Annotated in this window: 20 protein-coding genes and 1 tRNA gene; 7 read left to right on the top strand and 14 right to left on the bottom strand. The window is 62.0% G+C overall.

Annotated features, from left to right (window positions below):
• The first annotated feature begins 64 nt into the window (after positions 1-64).
• Positions 65-190: a hypothetical protein gene (locus tag N181_RS35205; RefSeq protein ID WP_272951049.1), complete on the top strand. Its 126-nt coding sequence runs from the start codon at positions 65-67 to the stop codon at positions 188-190.
• A gap of 90 nt (positions 191-280) precedes the next feature.
• On the opposite strand, the gene N181_RS14920 is transcribed toward N181_RS35205, so the two are convergent.
• The 6 genes from N181_RS14920 to N181_RS14895 form a co-directional block, all read right to left on the bottom strand.
• Positions 281-637, bottom strand: coding sequence for a hypothetical protein (locus N181_RS14920; RefSeq protein WP_141322108.1), 357 nt, complete (start codon positions 635-637; stop codon positions 281-283).
• 244 nt (positions 638-881) lie between these two features.
• A complete protein-coding gene (locus N181_RS14915) occupies positions 882-1,115 on the bottom strand; it encodes a hypothetical protein (protein ID WP_060563478.1) in 234 nt (77 codons plus the stop codon).
• Positions 1,116-1,232: 117 nt separating this feature from the next.
• Complete coding sequence (locus tag N181_RS14910; RefSeq protein ID WP_060563477.1) at positions 1,233-1,475, bottom strand: hypothetical protein; 243 nt, start codon at positions 1,473-1,475, stop codon at positions 1,233-1,235.
• Positions 1,472-1,708 (bottom strand): hypothetical protein, encoded by a 237-nt coding sequence (locus tag N181_RS14905; RefSeq protein ID WP_060563475.1) that lies wholly within the window; start codon positions 1,706-1,708, stop codon positions 1,472-1,474. The genes N181_RS14910 and N181_RS14905 overlap by 4 nt, the downstream gene beginning before the upstream one ends.
• Positions 1,709-1,710: 2 nt before the next feature.
• Positions 1,711-2,472 (bottom strand): helix-turn-helix domain-containing protein, encoded by a 762-nt coding sequence (locus N181_RS14900; protein ID WP_060563474.1) that lies wholly within the window; start codon positions 2,470-2,472, stop codon positions 1,711-1,713.
• A gap of 115 nt (positions 2,473-2,587) precedes the next feature.
• Positions 2,588-2,854 carry a hypothetical protein gene (locus N181_RS14895; RefSeq protein WP_060563472.1) on the bottom strand — a complete coding sequence of 89 codons (267 nt, stop codon included), beginning with the start codon at positions 2,852-2,854 and terminating at the stop codon, positions 2,588-2,590.
• Positions 2,855-3,084: 230 nt separating this feature from the next.
• Between N181_RS14895 and N181_RS14890 the strand changes: the two genes are divergently transcribed.
• The gene (locus tag N181_RS14890; protein WP_060563470.1) at positions 3,085-3,687 is read left to right on the top strand and encodes a hypothetical protein; all 603 of its coding nucleotides are present in this window, start codon (positions 3,085-3,087) and stop codon (positions 3,685-3,687) included.
• Positions 3,688-3,842: 155 nt separating this feature from the next.
• Here N181_RS14890 and N181_RS14885 read toward each other — a convergent pair whose 3' ends face one another.
• From N181_RS14885 to N181_RS14870, 4 genes are all read right to left on the bottom strand, one after another.
• On the bottom strand, positions 3,843-4,160 hold the full coding sequence (locus tag N181_RS14885; protein ID WP_060563468.1) for a hypothetical protein: 318 nt from the start codon (positions 4,158-4,160) through the stop codon (positions 3,843-3,845).
• A gap of 97 nt (positions 4,161-4,257) precedes the next feature.
• Entirely contained in the window at positions 4,258-4,461 is a 204-nt protein-coding gene (locus tag N181_RS14880; RefSeq protein WP_060563466.1) for a hypothetical protein, read from the bottom strand.
• A complete protein-coding gene (locus N181_RS14875; protein WP_060563464.1) occupies positions 4,458-4,823 on the bottom strand; it encodes a hypothetical protein in 366 nt (121 codons plus the stop codon). The genes N181_RS14880 and N181_RS14875 overlap by 4 nt, the downstream gene beginning before the upstream one ends.
• Positions 4,820-5,056 carry a hypothetical protein gene (locus tag N181_RS14870; protein ID WP_060563462.1) on the bottom strand — a complete coding sequence of 79 codons (237 nt, stop codon included), beginning with the start codon at positions 5,054-5,056 and terminating at the stop codon, positions 4,820-4,822. Before N181_RS14870 ends, N181_RS14875 begins: the two co-directional genes overlap by 4 nt.
• A gap of 268 nt (positions 5,057-5,324) precedes the next feature.
• Between N181_RS14870 and N181_RS14865 the strand changes: the two genes are divergently transcribed.
• Both N181_RS14865 and N181_RS14860 read left to right on the top strand, forming a co-directional pair.
• Positions 5,325-5,852, top strand: a complete 528-nt coding sequence (locus N181_RS14865) for a DUF488 domain-containing protein (protein ID WP_060563531.1) — start codon at positions 5,325-5,327, stop codon at positions 5,850-5,852.
• A complete protein-coding gene (locus N181_RS14860) occupies positions 5,776-6,540 on the top strand; it encodes a hypothetical protein (protein WP_141322112.1) in 765 nt (254 codons plus the stop codon). The genes N181_RS14865 and N181_RS14860 overlap by 77 nt, the downstream gene beginning before the upstream one ends.
• Before the next feature lie 223 nt (positions 6,541-6,763).
• Here N181_RS14860 and N181_RS14855 read toward each other — a convergent pair.
• A tRNA-His gene (locus N181_RS14855) sits at positions 6,764-6,840 on the bottom strand.
• 260 nt (positions 6,841-7,100) lie between these two features.
• A complete protein-coding gene (locus N181_RS14850; RefSeq protein WP_014327400.1) occupies positions 7,101-7,547 on the bottom strand; it encodes a phasin in 447 nt (148 codons plus the stop codon).
• A gap of 321 nt (positions 7,548-7,868) precedes the next feature.
• On the opposite strand from N181_RS14850, the gene N181_RS14845 reads away from it, so the two are divergent.
• Positions 7,869-11,234 (top strand): PAS domain S-box protein, encoded by a 3,366-nt coding sequence (locus N181_RS14845; RefSeq protein WP_037395241.1) that lies wholly within the window; start codon positions 7,869-7,871, stop codon positions 11,232-11,234.
• A gap of 81 nt (positions 11,235-11,315) precedes the next feature.
• Positions 11,316-12,998 (top strand): ABC transporter permease, encoded by a 1,683-nt coding sequence (locus tag N181_RS14840; RefSeq protein WP_014327398.1) that lies wholly within the window; start codon positions 11,316-11,318, stop codon positions 12,996-12,998.
• Between the two features lie 365 nt (positions 12,999-13,363).
• Here N181_RS14840 and N181_RS14835 read toward each other — a convergent pair whose 3' ends face one another.
• Positions 13,364-15,316 (bottom strand): acetoacetate--CoA ligase, encoded by a 1,953-nt coding sequence (locus tag N181_RS14835; protein ID WP_037395243.1) that lies wholly within the window; start codon positions 15,314-15,316, stop codon positions 13,364-13,366.
• Between the two features lie 167 nt (positions 15,317-15,483).
• On the opposite strand from N181_RS14835, the gene N181_RS14830 reads away from it, so the two are divergent.
• Entirely contained in the window at positions 15,484-17,304 is a 1,821-nt protein-coding gene (locus N181_RS14830) for an AsmA family protein (protein WP_037395245.1), read from the top strand.
• Positions 17,305-17,310: 6 nt separating this feature from the next.
• Here the strand turns inward: N181_RS14830 and N181_RS14825 are convergent, their stop codons facing one another.
• Positions 17,311-18,132: an ABC transporter permease gene (locus N181_RS14825; protein WP_037395247.1), complete on the bottom strand. Its 822-nt coding sequence runs from the start codon at positions 18,130-18,132 to the stop codon at positions 17,311-17,313.
• Positions 18,133-18,134 lie beyond the last annotated feature (2 nt).

Here is an 18,134-nt window from a genome sequence, read left to right as displayed (position 1 = left end):
GTTGATCCGCGGGCAAGTCCGTTTGGAAACGAAGATCGACACTTTCCTCGGCGCGCAGACTGCGATGAAGACGGAAATCGACGGCATGAAAGCAGACACCGCCGAGATCAAGTCGTGGCGGCGCGCGGCGAACGCCTACATTTCCAGGGCGGCAACCCGTCGCCGGATCCACATGGTTGTCGCAGCATGATGTCGCCCAGTACCTCGTGAAGCTGCCGCAGCCGGTGAGGATTGCAGGACGAAGCTCGCTGCAGTCCGGCGTCTGGTACAGCCTAAGTGATCAGTATTTCTCGAAACTTGGGTCTCCCAGGATCGAGGCAGCGCTCCTCAGCGCCTTCATCCTCATGTCAGCAGATGAAACGTCATCTGTAGAGATGTGCCCATTCTGAAGTTCCGAAATCATACGAACAAGGACGGCCATTGAGTCGCGGACAAGCTTCAAAACGGGCTCATCAGCCCAAAAGTCGGTGTGCTCTCGCGACCTCAACTCTCCATGCCATCTCGGATTTCGGTTGAACGCAACGGCCCCTTCCGCGTTCACCGGAACTCCATGAGCGATGTCGTGGCGGATCTTGAAAGCAGACTCGGCGGCCTTGCACCACGTCTCCAACATCATCCTGCCGTCGGCTTCGGGCAATGTAGCAGCATAAGCTGAGAGCGTCCGGATCCAATCAGATACTGGTTTTCCGTCTGTCTTAGGACGTTGTCCCTTCGGATCGATGTTGTTGATACGCCAGATGTACCGTTCGAGGTGATATTCGATCGCGGCGGCGAATACGATTATCCCGGCGATGTAATACGAGCTCTCGTGGGCAGGCCGAACCGCGCTTGCATCGCATCCGGATTGCCATAGACGAGGTGCGGTGGGGGTTTCTGAGACTTCATTCTCTCAATGCCGACACAACGGCGATGACGAATCCCAGGATTACGAAGACGACCAGAGCTGAGTAGAACTTCAGCTTTGACTTGTCGATCCGGACGACGATGATCTCGCGCTCGTGTGGCTTGCCGAGCGGCTGCGGCTCGAGAACAGTTTCTCGATAGCTTTCGACGAACGGCACCTGGCCTCGCTCAAGCCGATCCAGCCGCTCATCCAACTCTAGTCGCGGATCCATAGTCGCTCCCCAAGCCTGTCCCTTTAGCACGTTTAACACGACGACAGATGCAACCACAACGACTAAGGCCGGGATCACCTCCCAGCCTCTGTGGGTTTCAATATGTCTCCTCGTTCACTAAAATAGGCTACGCTGCCCGGCATTCTCGCGCTGTTCGATCTCGTCCAGGCTGCCTTCGCGGTGCCAGCCTTTCGCACCGGGGAACGCTGCCGGCCAGTAGTGCGTCTTCAAGCTGTCGGTTTTCTCATCCCACGTGTGCTTGACCCAGCGCGCTTTCGAGGCCTTTGGCTTCTCCGTCTGCGCTGCCATCGCCTCATCGTATGCGGCACGCTTCGCCGCTGCTTTTGCCGTTCTCGTCATTCGCCGCGCTTATTTGTGATCCAGTCAGCATCGATGATCTGCAGTCGCTCTACGAGGGCATGACGGTCTTCGTCTGTCAGCGAGCGAGTGGCTCCTGCCGCCCACGCATTGACGACCGACTCCCAATGGTGGTGATGACTGAACTCGTCGAATGATGTCCATGACGCGCCGCATGACCTGAAAATCTTGTTCGCCGTCGCTTCGACGGTTGCGTCTCTCATTACGCGCGCCATCGTCAAAAATCCTCCAGGTCGGCCATGGCCCTGCGCACGTCGGATTCGTATGGTCGGATTTCATCGCCGCCCTCCAGATCACGGCACGCCGCCTCCAGCTTGAGCACCTGCGACAGAGAAACCTGCAGCTTCCACGGCCCATATTCGGTCCTGTATTGCCAGAGGCTGTAGCGGCAGCAGTCTGCGATGCCGCATAGGAGCGCAGCCGCGTCTTCGACATCAGCGCCGAAAGCCTGGTAGATCCGCCTTGCCGACTTGCGCCAACGGCTCCGGATAGCTGCGCGGTCATCGATCGGCGGCAGCTTTTCCGTGAGCGGATCCGCCGACCATCCAACCCGCACCCAGCCGCCGCATTTGTCGGCAACTTCGAGCGCGCGGAGAGGATGAGGGTGACGGGCCTTGAGGAGTCCCCAGTTGTCCACCGCATGCCAGATCGGTACGCAATATAGGGGCTTGTCGTCGCCGGCAACCTCAGCACGATACGGGGCCGCAGCCGCGCGCCAGTACCCGTCGACGGCAATATCTCGGAGTCGGTCTAGTGTGGCCGCGGGAATCGTGCGGTGCGCAGCCGTGCCGTATCCGCGGCCATAGGCTGTCAGCGTCGTCGGCGACAGGCCAAGAGCGGCCGCCGCTTGCTCCTGCGAGATGCCGTGCGCGTCCAGGACGGACATGACATCGCGATAGTGCGCGGTGATCTCGCCGATCGTGAGGTGGTAGGTCGGCTGCACTTCCTGCGGCAGCTCGACGTCGATTTGTAGTTCCATTTCGGATTCTCTCTGTTGGTTTTGGTGCGTTCCCGCGGCCGTCGTTGTCATCTGGTGATTTTGGCTACCGCAACCTCCCGGAGGAAGGTTTCGGCTCCGGCCAATGGAGCCATCGTCAGGCGGCTTGTAGGGCGTGCCAGTCGAAACCGACCAATACGATCGGCTGACCGCCTTTATTGATGCTGAGGTGAACATATTCGCCTTCCCCGTCGAAGAGCGCCGGGGATCCAAAAATGGTCTTGCCCAGAGTTACGCGAGCGGGCAGTACGAAGTCCTGACTGTAGTCGCCGCGGAACTCGTTTGCGTCACCTCCGTCGAGCGACCAATCGTCAGCGACATTCGCGAAACCGGAATGCGTCTTGTAAAGTGTCACGGTAGTCATTTCAGATCTCCTTGTCTTAGCGCCTCAGTGCTGCTGATATGACAATGCTGTATCCGTCGGCCGATACAGGCAAGAGTGAAAATCCGAAAAATTTATTGTCAACAATTACTTAGGTTAACGACCTTCGGTTTTTCCGAGAAGTGTCAACGGATTTTTCCATGAGGTTTTCGGCCGTTTGTCGCTTTTGGCCGCCGGCGAAATCCTGCTCTCACGAACAAGGAGGTGTCGTCATGGAAAAGAAAAAGAAATCGGCTTGGAACTGGCTGAATCCGATGACTTGGATTGAGGCCGCATTCGCGCTGCTGGCAGCCATCTTCGCGCCGCTACTGCGGTGGCTCGGCATGCTCACGCCACCAAGCACCCAAGGATTCCAAAACATCCGGAAAGAAGACGTCGAAGACGCGAAGCAGCTCGCACAGGAACAGGAAGCCGCCGTCGATGCTATCACGCGCGAGATGTCTCCTGCGGAGATCGTCCGCGCATACGCCAAGGCCGACGTTGCCGGCCGCGCGACGATGGATCTGTCGGCGCTCGATTTCGGCCAGCAAGATTGGCTCCTGCGGCTATCCGACGAAGCTCTCAGCAAGCTAGCGATGTCAACGAAGGGCGGCTGCGCGCGTAGCCTCGAGCGGCGGGAGGTGCTGCCGAGCTACCCTAAGGCGGCTGCGGAAACAGAAGCGCCCGAGATCTATGCGATCCCGAGCGCAGAGGATGAAGAAGAGTGGAAGCGGCAGCAGATCGCGGCGTTGTTCCGGCAAGTCCAAAGGGAGCTATATCATGCCCCCGGAATTCCGAACCTGCAGCCGAAGCATACCCCCGCCACGCTGCACTGAAATCGAGTTGCTCCTGATATTGAAGCCGCCCGATAGCGATGTCGGACGGCTTTCTAGTTCGAAGCGCCGCAACGCTTCCCAAAGCTCGGGAATTTCGAACAATACATCCCCAAACTGCTTCACGAGGCCTTCGTCGGACAAGTCTGGGATCATGCTCATGCTGCAACTCCGCGGAGGCGGTCGATGTGTGCCTGGCGCTGCTCGAGAGCGGTGCGAAGACGGCGGACTTCTGCTTCAAGCGAAGCCACGTGGCGAACCGCACGCATAGCGACGCGGCCAAGATCGTCAGCGCGACCACGGGCTTCCGACACCTCGCATGCGTACTGGTAGGCTGCGCGGCGTTCGGCGCGCTCCTCGGCAGCCTGGCGACCAGCAGCGTGCGCGTCTGCCATAGAGGATACGATGCCGGCGGTCAGGAGACCGAGTTCCAAGCAGGCGCGGCCTGCGGGGTCGCGGGATGTGAAGATCGTCATACGCGGCACCTCCTGTTGATCACGGGAGGCGACGCTATACGGACCCTGACTCGCTGTGAGCCCCAATTCTGCCGGCGAGGTTAAGAGAGTGCGATCGCTATCGCTTGATCCTGCCCGTCACCCACGTATTGTCGCCCTTGTTGCCGCAAGCCGTGCACCGCAGCCGGGGCATGAGAGCCGCGATGACGGCGTGCTTACCGACGCGCCGCGCCAGCTCCCAGCGATCGACGAAACCCTTATGCGTGCACGCCGCGCACTTGCCGCCGAGGACATACCAGTCCTCGAGCTGCGAGAGCGTCATACGGTCGACATCATACGATTTGAAGACTGCGGCCGCCCCCTCCGCCCGAGCGGCCGCAGATGCTCCGGGAGAGGTAGATCCGGTGCTTTCTCGGCCGACATCTTGAAGCGACCGTTCAGATGGATCAGCACTTTGCCAGGTCGCTGCCGGATTGCCGCCTTCAGCGCCGCACAGCTTACCGAGTGGTCCGTGGATCTGGATATCGTCTCCAGCAGCTCGCCGCCAGCTTCGGGTGGATCGCTCCAGACCTCGACGCGATACAGATATTCCGTAGACCCGGCTCCCCTGCGGCTGCCTTCGCTGACGGTATATCCGGTGTCGGCGACTTCCTTGACGAGATCGATGCCTCGACGGTGTTTCATTGCTCTACGCGCTCGTATTGGGGCTTCCATCCCCGGGAGATGCCTTTAGACATCAGACTGCTCGCGATCCACAACTGGTCTCGCAGGAAATCGGCGTCGAGGAGCAGAGATCGGATGGCAGCAATCGCATCGCCATCGTGGGCTTTGAGCACAGACACGGCGAGGTCGACGGATTCGGTCGATTGGGTGCCGGCTTCTTCCGCTGCGATATGGAGGGCAAGCTGCTGGGACATAGGCGATCTCCATAGGAATGTTATACTAGTCAACGAATTTGTTCCTATTTTGTTCTCGCCCGTTCGCGAGTCAAGCCGAGTCTGAGAAGATAAGAAGATAGACAGGTCGCGGGGATGCTGCGAGCATGCGACGGTTGTCGACCGGAGACGCGGCGTCGGTCCTTGCATCTTCATATCTTCACCGTAAAGGTCATCGAAAATTAACTCTCGGGCAAGTCCCGTCGGCGATAGATACCTTCTCCATGCTTCGGGGTCGAAAGGAATGCACATGACGAGCTTGATGACGATCGGCTACGAAGGCTCAACGATCGATGATTTCGTCAAAACCCTCGAAGTCGCGGGTGTCGAGGTTCTAGTCGATGTCCGAGCGGTCACTGTCTCCCGGAAGAAAGGCTTTTCCAAAAACGGCCTTGCTGCGCGACTGGAGGAGCACGGAATCCGGTACATTCATGCCAAGGACCTTGGCGACCCCAAGCCGGGTCGAGAGGCCGCCCGTGCCGGCGACTTCGTGACATTCCGGAAAGTCTTCGGTGAGCATCTAGCGACGGAAGCAGCGCAACAGGCCGTTCGCGATGTTGCAGATGTTGCGAAGGCAAAATTGACCTGCCTGATGTGCTACGAGCGGGATCCTAGCACCTGTCATCGGCAGATTGTGGCGACTCAACTTAGAGATTATGACTTGATTTCTTTCGACTTATTCGTTGACAAGAAAGACAGGTATGAGCGCAACCCGGAAAAGCTGCCAGGTCACAATCCTAGTAAAGGCTCTGCCACGGCCGAGCACCGGGCACTCTGAGACGGTTTGCTGCGCCGGCATCACCGCTGACGGTGAATGGAAGCGGCTCTATCCCATCCGGTACCGGCATGGCGGAGAGACTTTCGGTCGTTGGGACAAGGTCGCATTCGACTACGTGCCTAATTCGCAGGACAAGCGGGCCGAAAGCTGCAAGGTGCTACAGGGCACCATCAAAAACATCGGGAAGTGTGCATCGGATGAGAAACGGCACCTGCTCGAACCGCTGATCACGCCAACAATGGAAGCCGCTGCCGAACTAGGTCGATCCCTGACCGCAATCCGCCCACAGCAGGTCCGCTTCATCCACCGCCCCAAACCTGCGACTGCCATACAGCAGGAGGCTGCAGCGTATGAGCGGTCTGCCCGGCAGGCGAATATGCTCGACCAGGAGGTTGAGCCGTTCGAACCCACGCCGCATATGCTCGCTTTCAGCTACACGGATCAGTCAGGCGTACGCCACACTCACCAGTGTGGCGACTGGGAGACGCATACCGCGTTCTGGAAGTGGCGCCAGTCCTACGGAGAGGCACGTACGCTTCAAATGCTGAAGGAGAAATACGAAGGCGAATACGTCGAGAAGGGTATCGTCTTCATCCTGGGGACGCTGGCGAAGCGCCCGAAGCAATGGACTCTTCTCGGTGTCGTCCGGCTCGACAAGGGAGCCTATCAGACCGGCTTTGCATTCTGAGCGCGAAGTCGAATCTTGCAGAAATACGTGCTCAGATTGGCTCGGTATCGTACCACCGCTGCTGTTCTAGGAATCAGTTCAGCCCAAATCTGTGGACAAACGCAGGCGCTCTCTGGGCTATGACGATTGGTATGGTGACGGTATGGCGGGTCGGAATGGCTCGAATTTAGAAGACTTTAGCTTCCTCTAATTCTCGTAAGTGGCTGATTTCCCTAGGGGAAAATGGTACGGTTGGGTGGTCTCGAACCACCGACCTCAGGTGCCACAAACCTGCGCTCTAACCAACTGAGCTACAACCGCACTCGGGGCGCGACCCCAAATCGCTTGGATGGTCGCGTTGGCGGCTCACATACGGTCACTTCAGCCGATATGCAAGCCTTAACTTGAGATTATCAAGCAAAAAGACCGGATGGCAAGCACCCGGTCCCTGCTGCATGTTTCCTTAAATCGTCGCCGATTCAAGGAAAAGAATATGCAGCAATTCAAAATGCTACAGCGCCGTGCGTCTGATAAGACGCACGGCGCTGTAGAGCAATTTTGAACGATCGCGGCTGGACCGATCAGGCTTTCTTGAAGGTGGAAACGACCTTTTCGGCGGCTTCCTTGCCGGGCTTGGCGACGTCCTCGGCGACCTTGCGGGTGGCTTCCTGCATCGTCTTCGCCTGCTCGACGGCCAGTTCAGCCTGCTTGCGGATAAAAGCGGTCTGCAGTTCGACGAGTTCGGACAGCGACTTCACGCCGAGCAGCGCTTCCATGTGCGAGAGGGAGTTCTCAGCATTGGTGCGCAGCGCGTTGATGGCCTTGAGGCCGAGCTCGACGGAGCCGGACTGGGCGCTTTCGAGCGTCGCTTCGACGGTCTTCGTTGCCTCTTCGGCGGCGGTCTTCATCTTGGCATAGGCGTCCTTCGACTGCGCGGCGCCCTTTTCGGCGAAATCGCGGAAGCTGTCGGTAAACTTGGCCGGGTCAAAGGAAAGGGCGAATGCGTCTTCGGTCTTCTTGGTAGCCATGGTATGCGCTCCTTGGTGTGGCCCTCTTCAGAGGCGCCTCAGTGGGTGATGACGGTCTTATAGTCGATATCTTTGTGCATTGCAACAAAATTGTGCAGTGCACAAATCCCATTAACCTTGCGCGGCGAAAGGCGGGGCGGAAAGGGAGCCGTCGCTGGACCCTCGCAGGAGCGCCGGGTATTAATAGAACGTTAACGCGATACCGCGTGTTCCTTGGATCGGAGACGATCAAGGAACTAAGCATGAAGGAATTCAAAGTGCTACGGCGACGTCCCTTGCGTCGGCGTATGGCACTGTAGAGACCCGTCAATAGGCCTGCCCATGCCCGCGAGACAGTATCCTTTCATCGACATTGCCGTGCATGCACGGGTGCGGGAGCATTTTGCCCGGGGGGATGCGGCGGTTCTCTTTTCGAAGGATCTGGCGCGCGTCCTGTGGGCAAACGACCAGGGCGCCAAGCTGTTCGGCGTCGCATCGGTCTACGATTTCATCGACAGCGCCTTGAGCGCCAACGATCTTTCTCTGCGCCAGTTGCGTGCTGCCGCAGAGCAGCTTGCCGCCGTTGGCGACCGTCGCCAGCTGTTGATCCGGATAGCGGCCGGCTTCCGCAGGCTGCCGCTCAACGCGACCGTGGAAATGATCCGCATCCGGCCGGGCGAGGAGGCCGTTCTCTTCACCGCCCCGCACAACGGCAAGGCGCTTTCGGCGGAAGAACGCGCCGCCGCGATGATCGCCGGGTTGGACGGACCGGACACGCACATGGCCGTGCTCGACGACGATGGCGACATCGTCGCCCGATCGCCCGGATTCGAGCATTTGGGGTTGTCGGGCGAGATCCGGCGGACGCTCGTCTCGGCGGTGGCGCGCGAAAAGGACCGGCTGATCAAGCGCCTCGTCGCGACCGAGAAGGGGCAATTGCCCGCCGCCATCGGCAAGATTTCCGATCACCCGGCCCTCCATCTTCTCTTTGCCGTGGAAACCACGCTCGAAGCGCCGGATGCCGGGGAAGCGACCGCGAAGGACGAGCCCGACGCGATCGACGCAGCAGCGCCGGAAGTCGAGACCGAGCAGCCTTCGCCGACCACACTGGACGAGCCTGTCGAAACACCGGTGCAAGGAGATGTTTCCGAAGCCGAGCCGACTACAGATCCAGCCGCGACCGATATGCCGGGCCTCGATGAAGAACAGGGCGGGGTTCTCCAGCCCAGCGACGAAGCGGCAGGACCGGCGCCAAGCGCCGAGGCCCCCGAGCCCGCGCCGGAAGTGGCAACATCAGATGCCGACAGTGCCGCGGCTGCGGCGTCGGGCTTTGCCTTCACGCCGGGCAGCCGGGCCGTCCGCTTCGTGTGGAAAATCGACGCGCAGGGACGCTTCAGCGAAATCTCCGAGGAATTCGCAGCCGCCGTCGGCCCGAAATCGGCCGACGTGGTCGGCCTGACCTTCGTCGAGCTTGCGGCTCGCTACGAGCTCGATCCCGACGACAAGATCAACGCGCTTCTGCATCGGCGCGACACTTGGTCCGGCAAGACCATCCTATGGCCGATCGAGGGGACGAGCCTCAAGGTGCCGGTCGATCTCGCAGCACTGCCGACCTATTCCCGTTCGCGCGAGTTCGACGGCTTTCGCGGCTTCGGCATCGTGAGGATCGCCGATGCGGTTGAAGACGAAAAAGCGAGTGGGCTGTCGCTCGGCCATACCGACACGCCCGGGCACAAGGACATGCCTGTCGAAGCACGGGCTGAGGACGCGCCTGGCGGACCGGACGCCGACCGAGATCAGACGGAAGCGGCGTCCCGCGCGTCCGACGGAACCGATTTCCCGCCGAGCGAGCCCGAACCGTCTTCGGCGGAGGACCCCTTTGCCGGCGAGCGGCCCGCCCTTCGCATTGTAGACACGCCGGCACGACAGCCTTCCGACAAGGTCATCGATCTCGACGAGCGCCGGCCAGGGGCTTCCGGGGTGCTGACGCGCGGCGAACAGGCGGCCTTCCGCGAGATCGCGCGGCAGCTTGGCGCCCATTTCGACGAGACGACGCCGCCGGCTGCGGCGGACGAGGAGGAGAAGCGTCCAGTTGACGCGGCGTCCCCGGCCGAAGCCGCTCCCGACATGGAAAGCCTGTCGCCGGAAGAGATTACTGCCGCGCGGCAGGAGGAGATGATGCCCGGGGCCGGCGACGAGGCGCCCCCTGCCCCGCGCGGCGGCGTCGGCATGAGCAGCGAAATCCTCGACCGGCTGCCCGTCGCCCTTATCATTCATCACGGCGACGAACTGCTGCACGCCAATCCAGAATTTCTGCGGCTGACCGGCTATCCGAAGCTCGAGGCCTTCCAGCAGGAGGGAGGGCTGGAAGCCCTCTTCGCCTATGGTACCGAATCCGGAGAGCGTGAGTCGGACGGGACGATGACCCTGGTGCGCGCCAATGGTCAGCTTGCACCGGTCAGCGCCCATCTCCATTCGATCCAGTGGGAGGGGAGAAGCGCACTGATGCTCGCCTTGGCTCCGGCAGCCGCGCGCGCCGCCGATACGCCTTCGGCCGGTGCGGACGCCTCGGCGGGAGGCGAAGCGCGGTTGCGGATGGAAATCGACGAGCTGCGCTCGATCCTCGAAACGGCCACCGACGGCGTGGTGGTCCTCGGGCACGACGGCGACGTTCGCACGATGAACCGCTCGGCAAGCGCGCTCTTCAACTATGACGAAGACGAGATGCGCGGAAAGCCGTTTGCCGCCCTCTTCGCCCATGAGAGCCAGAAGGCGGTGATCGACTACCTCCACGGCCTTTCCGGACATGGTGTGGCAAGCGTGCTCAACGATGGCCGGGAAGTGATCGGCCGAGAGGCGGGTGGCGGCTTCATTCCGCTGTTCATGACCATCGGGCGGCTCTCCTCCTCCAACGGCTATTGCGCCGTCATCCGCGACATCACCCAGTGGAAGCGGACCGAGGAGGAACTGCGCAACGCCAAACGCTCCGCCGAGACCGCGAACGCCCACAAGACCGAGTTTTTGGCAAGGGTGAGCCACGAGATCCGCACGCCGCTCAACGCCATCATCGGCTTTTCCGACATGATGGCGAGCGAGCATTTCGGGCCGATCGGCAATCCGCGCTACATCGAATATGCCGGCGACATCGGCCGGTCGGGTCGGCATGTGCTCGACATCGTCAACGACCTGCTCGACATCTCGAAGATCGAGGCGGGCGAGATGGAACTCGATTTCAGCGCCGTCGACCTCAACGACGCGGTTTCCGAAGCGGTATCGCTGGTGCAGCCGCAGGCCAACAGCCAACGCGTGATCATCCGCACCTCGCTCTCCGGCTCGGTGCCGGAGGTCGTGGCCGACGGCCGGTCGATCAAGCAGATTGCGCTCAACATCCTGGCGAACGCCATCCGCTTCACGCCGTCCGGCGGGCAGATCGTCGTGTCGACTTCCTACGAGACGAACGGCAGCGTCATCCTGCGGATCCGCGACACGGGAATCGGCATGACGCGCAACGAACTCGACCAGGCGATGAAGCCTTTCAGGCAGGTAACGACCGGCGGGCGCAAGCGTGGCGAGGGTACCGGCCTCGGCCTGCCGCTGACGAAGGCGATGGCCGAGGCGAACCGGGCTCAGTTCGGCATCAGCTCCGCGCCGAACGAGGGAACGCTGGTTGAAATATCCTTCCCGTCGCAACGCGTCTTGGCGAACTGAGGGCCGATGCTGTAAGGAAATGTTGACCTGCGGGAGCCAGTTTGACACCCGCCAACAGAACCTTGCCCCGGAACGGATCGTTTGCACTTCACCGCCAAAAGCCTCAAGCGACGCTATGCCAAGTCGGGCTCGGGCCTGACGCATCGGTTGCTCGCAAGCTGGTCCGGCCTCGCCTCGGCGGTCGTGCTGATGCCGATCGTCGCCATCGCGTGGCTTGCGGTCACCGGCGGCGGCGCGGACTGGCCGCACCTCATCGAGAACGTGATCCCCCGTGCGACCATGCGGACGCTGATGCTCATGGGGCTGACGGGAGCGGCGACGGCCGTCGTCGGCATCTTGACGGCGTGGCTGGTCGCGACTTGCGAATTTCCGCTGCGCCGCCTTCTCTCCGCCGCGCTCGTGCTGCCGCTCGCCATACCCGCCTATCTCGCGGCCTATGCCTTCGGCGAGCTCCTCACCTTCACCGGACCCGTCCAGGGGCTGATCCGGACGCTGTTCGGCTTTCAGACGAGCCGGGACTACTGGTTTCCGGACGTGCGCTCGCTGGGCGGCGCGGTGCTGGTAATGAGCTCGGTCCTCTATCCCTATATCTACCTTGCCTGCCGCTCGATGTTTCTCATGCAGGGCCGTGCGGCCGCGGATGTGGCGCGCACGCTGGGCGCCGGGCCGCTCAAGGTCTTCCTGAAAATCCAGATCCCGATGGCAAGGCCGGCTATCGTGATCGGCCTGACGCTTGTCGCCATGGAGACGATGAACGACATCGGCGCGGTCGAGTTTCTGGGCGTCCAGACCTTGACCTTCTCCATCTTCGACACTTGGCTCAACCGCGGCAGCCTTGCCGGTGCGGCGCAGATCGCCTGCATCATGCTGGTCTTCATCGTCGCGTTGATGATGGTCGAGCGCGCCGCGCGGCGCAGCCAGCGCTTCTCCAGCCAGAAGACGACCGCCGCGGTCCACGACGCGGCGCGCCTCGAGCTTTCCGGCTGGAAGAAATGGGCGGCAACGCTCGCGTGCCTCCTGCCGGTGCTCTCGGGATTCGCCGTTCCTTTCCTGATCCTAGGCAACTACGCGCTGAAGCGCCTCGACCATTTCCTGGCGCCGCGCCTCATCGACGCATTGCTGCACAGCGTCCTGGTTTCCAGCCTGACCGCACTTGCCGCCGTGTTCCTGGGCTTCGTTCTGGCCTATGCGGCCCGCACCGGCCGCTCGCCGATCACGGAAGTCGCCGGACGGCTCGCCTCGTTTGGCTATGGGGTGCCGGGCACGGTACTGGCGATCGGCGTGCTCTTTCCGCTCGCAGCCCTCGACAATGCCTTGGATGCGCGGATGCGCGAACTCTTCGGTATTTCCACGGGCCTCGTCCTCAGCGGCACGGGCTTTGCCATCGTCTATGCCTGCGCGGTGCGGTTTCTGACAATGGCCGAAGGGACATTGGAAGCCGGCTTTCACAAGCTCTCGCCGCATCTCGACATGGCTGCCCGGGCGCTCGGCCGCACCAGCGCCCAGACCTTGCGCTCGGTGCTTCTGCCGATGATGCGCCCGGCGGTGCTGACGTCGGCGCTGCTCGTCTTCATCGAGACGATGAAGGAGCTTTCCGCCACGATCATGCTGCGGCCGTTCAATTTCAATACGCTCGCCACGCTCGTCTACGAGGATGCGTCGCGCGCGAAGGTCGAGGATGCCTCGGTGGCCGCCATGATCATCGTCGTCGCAGGCATGATCCCGGTCATTCTGGTGTCGCGCTCGCTCGAAAGCCGCTCATAGGCTGCTGCATGTTTTCGTAAATCGTAGCCGATTTAAGGACAAAAACGTGCTACAGCGACCTTTGTGCGCCTGAAAAGGCGCACGGCGCTGTAGGGTTCATCCGGGCAAAAAAAGAGGCAGCTCGCGGCCGCCTCTGAAGTCATGCTAACCAACAAATGCTCGAGAACTCGGGACGTCATGTCTGTGACAGCATCGCTGCTGCGGCACCGGCACCTTGATGGACCGGCCTCCAGTTGGGCTCGACCATGCCCCGGCAAACGTAAACAAGACCTTACCGCCAGACCCGACAATTTTAGGGAATGGGCCGCAACTCGGCTTGCTTGGTTAATTCCGCAGGGGCGAACAGGTTAACGGATCGGCGATCCTCAGCTCTTCAGCGCATCCAGTCCTGCAAAGAGTTCGAGCGCCTCGGGATTTGCCAGTGCCTCCTTGTTCTTGACCGGACGCCCGTGCACCACGTCGCGCACCGCAAGCTCGACGATCTTGCCGGATTTGGTGCGCGGAATGTCGGCGACCGGGATGATCTTCGCCGGCACGTGCCGCGGCGAGGCGCCGGTGCGGATCCGCGCCTTGATCTCCTGTGACAGTTCCTCGGTCAGCACAACGCCGGGCGCCAGGCGCACGAAGAGGATCACCCGGACGTCGTCCTGCCAATCCTGGCCGATGCAGAGGGCCTCGGCGACCTCCGGCATTTGCTCGACCTGATTGTAGATTTCCGCCGTGCCGATGCGCACGCCACCCGGATTGAGTGTCGCGTCGGAGCGGCCGTGGATGATGATGCCGTCATGCGGCGTCCATTCGGCAAAATCGCCATGGCACCAGATATTGTCGAAGCGCTCGAAATAGGCGGTGCGATACTTGGTACCCTCGGGATCGTTCCAGAACATCACCGGCATCGACGGAAATGCCTTGGTGCAGACGAGCTCGCCCTTCTCGCCGCGCACCGGCTTGCCTTCGTCGTTCCAGACGTCGACGGCAAGACCGAGCCCCGGCCCCTGGATTTCGCCGCGCCAGACCGGCTTCAGCGGATTGCCGAGCACGAAACAGGAGACGATGTCCGTGCCGCCCGAGATCGAGGCGAGCTGCACGTCCGATTTGATCCCCTCATAGACGAAGGAGAAGCCTTCCGGCGACAGCGGCGAGCCGGTCGAGGTGAGGAGCCTGAGGGCTGAAAGATCGTGCGTCGTCGCCGGGGTGAGACCGCCCTTGCGCACCGCATCGATATATTTTGCCGAAGTACCGAAGACGGCGAAGCGTTCCGCGGCGGCGAAATCGAAGAGGACGTTGCCGTCCGGATAAAAAGGTGAGCCGTCATAGAGGCACAGGGTCGCGCCCACGGCCAGGCCGGAGGCCAGCCAATTCCACATCATCCAGCCGCAGGTGGTGAAGTAGAAGAGCCTGTCGCCCTGCTTCAGGCCGCAGTGGAAACGGTGTTCCTTGAGGTGCTGGAGAAGCGTTCCGCCGGCCGAATGAACAATGCATTTCGGCACGCCGGTGGTGCCGGAGGAAAACAGGATGTACAGCGGATGGCCGAACGGCAGGCGCTCGAATTCGAGCGGCTTGGCTTCGAACCCGGCGATGAAATCGGGAAGCGTCACGCCACCGTCGATTGCCGCCGCGAGCCCGGGACTGTCGCCCGCATAGGGGACGACAAGCGTCGGCACGCCGAGCGTCTTCGCAACGGCGCGCACCTTTGCGTCCACGTTCTGGCGCTTGCCGTTGTACCAGTAGCCATCGCAAACGACGAAAAGCTTCGGGCCGATCTGGCCGAAGCGGTCGAGAACGCCCTGCTCGCCGAAATCCGGGGAACAGGAGGACCAGATGGCGCCGACCGAGGCAGTGGCGAGCATCAGGGCGATCGTCTCCGGCAGGTTCGGCATCATCGCCGCGACACGGTCGCCGACGCCGATCCCTTGCGCCTTCAGCGCCTGCTGCAGGCGTGACACGAGGCTGCGCAACTCATCCCAGGAGAGCCGATAACGGACCTTGTCCTCGCCACGAAAGACCAGAGCGGCATCGCCACCACTCCCGCGCAGCAGATTTTCGGCAAAGTTGAGCTTGGCCTCCGGGAAGAAGCGGGCCTCCAGCATCCGCTCGCCGTTGATCAGCGCCTGGTCTCCGCGCTCGCCGATGACGCCGCAATGCTCCCATACGGCGGTCCAGAAATCGCCGCGCTCAGTCACGGACCATTGGTGAAAGGCATCGTAGTCGGAGAACCTGCGGCCGAAGCGCTCCTCGCACCAGGCCATGAACTCAGCCATCGGGCTCCGCGCAAGCGTCTCGGCATCAGGAACCCACAAAGGTCGATCTGTTTGCATGCGTTCCTCCACTCCTCTGGCCTTGTTCTATACCATGCTGCAACGCAAAATAAACAGCGTGGATGGCGGCACCGCCCTCGCGAAGACGACATTTCCATGTCAGTTGCATTTGCCCTCTTCAGGGCCTATCCAGACGGTTTCACCGAAGGCGACGCGACCCGACCGACATGACGAGATTGATCCGAAAACTATCGCGCGTCCTGAGGCTGCGTCTGCGCCGTCGCCACTTGGTCTGGTCTGCCGCAGTCGGCGTCCTTCTTGCCATCGGCTACAACGCCACGCTGCCCCTGCTCGTTTCGACAAGCGGCGTGCGCGCCACGATGGAGCGGACGCTCGACGGCTGGTCGGGCGGCAAGAGCAAGATCAATGGTGAACCGGAAATCCGGTTCTGGCCGGAGCTGCTGTTGACCCTGCCTTCGACGACGATCGAATCGATCGGCCCAGATCCCCGGCCGCTTGCCGAAATCGGCCGCATTACCGCATCGTTCAACCCGCTTTCGGCCCTTCTCGGCGACCCGACGCTCGAGGACATCAGCCTTGTCGATCCCGTCATCACGATCGAGCGCCGGGCTGACGGCACGACAAATTGGCAAACGCCGCATTGGCTCGCGCCGCCCGAGGCTCCCGTATCAGCTCGAGAAACCCCCTTCGGAGACATCGCCGTCGTCAATGGCCGGCTGCGCGTGCTCGACCGCACGGGCGGCGGCAACGACGTCGACATTGCCGGAATTTCCGGCACGATCAAATGGCCCTCCTTCGCCGAGCGATTGAGCGCGCAACTGTCGGCGCGGCTGCGTGGCGAGGAGGTTGCCTGGGCGATCGTCTGCGAGGACCCGCTCGCTCTTTTCGCGAGACGAAACGCCTCGCTCAAGACCTCGATCACATCGGCGCCCGTGACCTTCTCCTTCGAGGGCGTCGGCAATCTTTCATCCGTTCCCTTCGCGTCGGGTCATCTGCAGATGTCCGCAACCTCCCTGGCAACACTCGTTCAGTGGTACCAGGGCATGTCGACTGAGACGCTGCCTTCCGGCGGGCTTAGCATCGACACCAGAGTGACGACGGGCGAAAAGACGCTCAAGCTGGACGATCTGGCGTTCACGATGGGCGGCGCCAGCGCGACCGGCGTGTTGGATATCGCCCTGCAGGACGGCAAGGCGCCGAGCGTCGAGGGGACGCTCGCCTTCGATCGCATCGACCTCAACGGCGTTCCTGTCGCGGCGCTCACGCCGCTTGGCCGGGACGACCGTCTGTGGCGTCTGGTGGAGACCTTTGTCGGCGCCTGGCACACGGACATACGGCTGTCCTCTCAGGAGGTCCTCGCCGGTCCCTTGCACCTCACGGACGTGGCCGCAGGGGTGTTGATCGATGGGAAACGCGCTTCGCTAGACATCGGCGACAGCAATTACGCCAACGGCAGCCTCAGCGGCCGCGCCGTTCTCTCGGATCAAGGGCTGGAGCATGGCGGCCGGCTGCAGGCGCGCCTCAAGGACGCCGATTTCGCCGCGGTGCTCGGCAGCTTCGGCCTCGCCGGCCCGATCCCGGCCGGCCGGGGAATTCTCAGCATCGATATTGGAACCGAGCGCGCCGTCTGGGCAGCCGGTCCTGGAGACTTTTCGGGCAATCTCAGCTTTTCGCTGGCGAATGGCAGCATCGCCGGCTTCGACGCCCACGCCTTTGCCGATCTCGTTCGCAAGGGCGAGTTCTTTTCGCTTTCGCAAGCGAACGAGGCGAGCTTCGACTTCCAGTCCGCGAACATAAAGGCAAGCTTTGCCAACGGCACGGCGCGACTCGACCAAGCCGACTTCGTCGGCCCGTCAGGCCAGATATCGGTCGCCGGCGTCATCCCGTATCGCAATGGCAGCCTGGCGCTTGCCGGGACGCTCGAAACCGAGGCACCGAGCGGCAACCAACCGGTTCTCTTCTTCGTTGGCGGCTCATGGCCGAATGCGGTCATCTCGCCGCTTTCCGTGCTCGTCGATCCGAAATAGAGCGCGTCAGCCGATTGCCGCGATGGCGGCGCGCTCGTCCCTTTCACGATGCACCTCCCGCCGCTTGGTGACGATCGACGCGACGACGACGCCCAGCGCGACGATGCCGATCAGGATGGTGCAGATCGCATTGATCTCCGGCGTCACGCCGAGGCGCACCTGGCTGTAGATCTTCATCGGCAGCGTCGTCGCACCCGGCCCGGTGGTGAAGCTCGAGATGACGAGGTCGTCGAGCGACAGCGTGAAAGCCAGGACCCAACCTGAGAAAACCGCCGGCGCGATCACCGGCAGGGTGATGGCGAAGAAGGTCCTGACCGGGGTCGCGCCGAGATCGAGCGCCGCCTCCTCGATCGACTGGTCGAAGCTCAACAGGCGCGACTGCACCACGACCGCGACGAAACACATGGTGAAGGTGATGTGGGCGAGCGTGATCGTCCAGAAGCCGCGATCGAGCCCGATCGCCACGAACAGCAAGAGCAGCGACAGGCCGGTGATCACCTCCGGCATGACCAGCGGCGCATAGACCATGCCGGAGAAAAGCACACGGCCGCGGAAGCGCGAATAGCGCACCAGCGCGACTGCCGCCAAAGTGCCGAGAACGGTCGCGCAGGTGGCCGACAGCAGCCCGACGCGAATGGTCACCCAGGCGGCATCGAGGAGCCCCTGATTGTGCCAAAGCTGGCTGTACCACTTGGTCGAAAAACCGGCCCAGACGGTGACGAGTTTCGACTCGTTGAAAGAGAAGATCACCAGAAGCACGATCGGCAGGTAGAGAAAGCCAAAGCCGAGCACGACGGAGGCGACGTTGAAGCGGGACCATTTTTCCATGT

Origin of the sequence: Sinorhizobium fredii USDA 205 (genome assembly GCF_001461695.1) — a bacterium.
GTDB lineage: Bacteria > Pseudomonadota > Alphaproteobacteria > Rhizobiales > Rhizobiaceae > Sinorhizobium > Sinorhizobium fredii.
The sequence above is the reverse complement of the archived record's forward strand: the minus strand, read 5'-3'. Positions and strand labels throughout refer to the sequence as shown.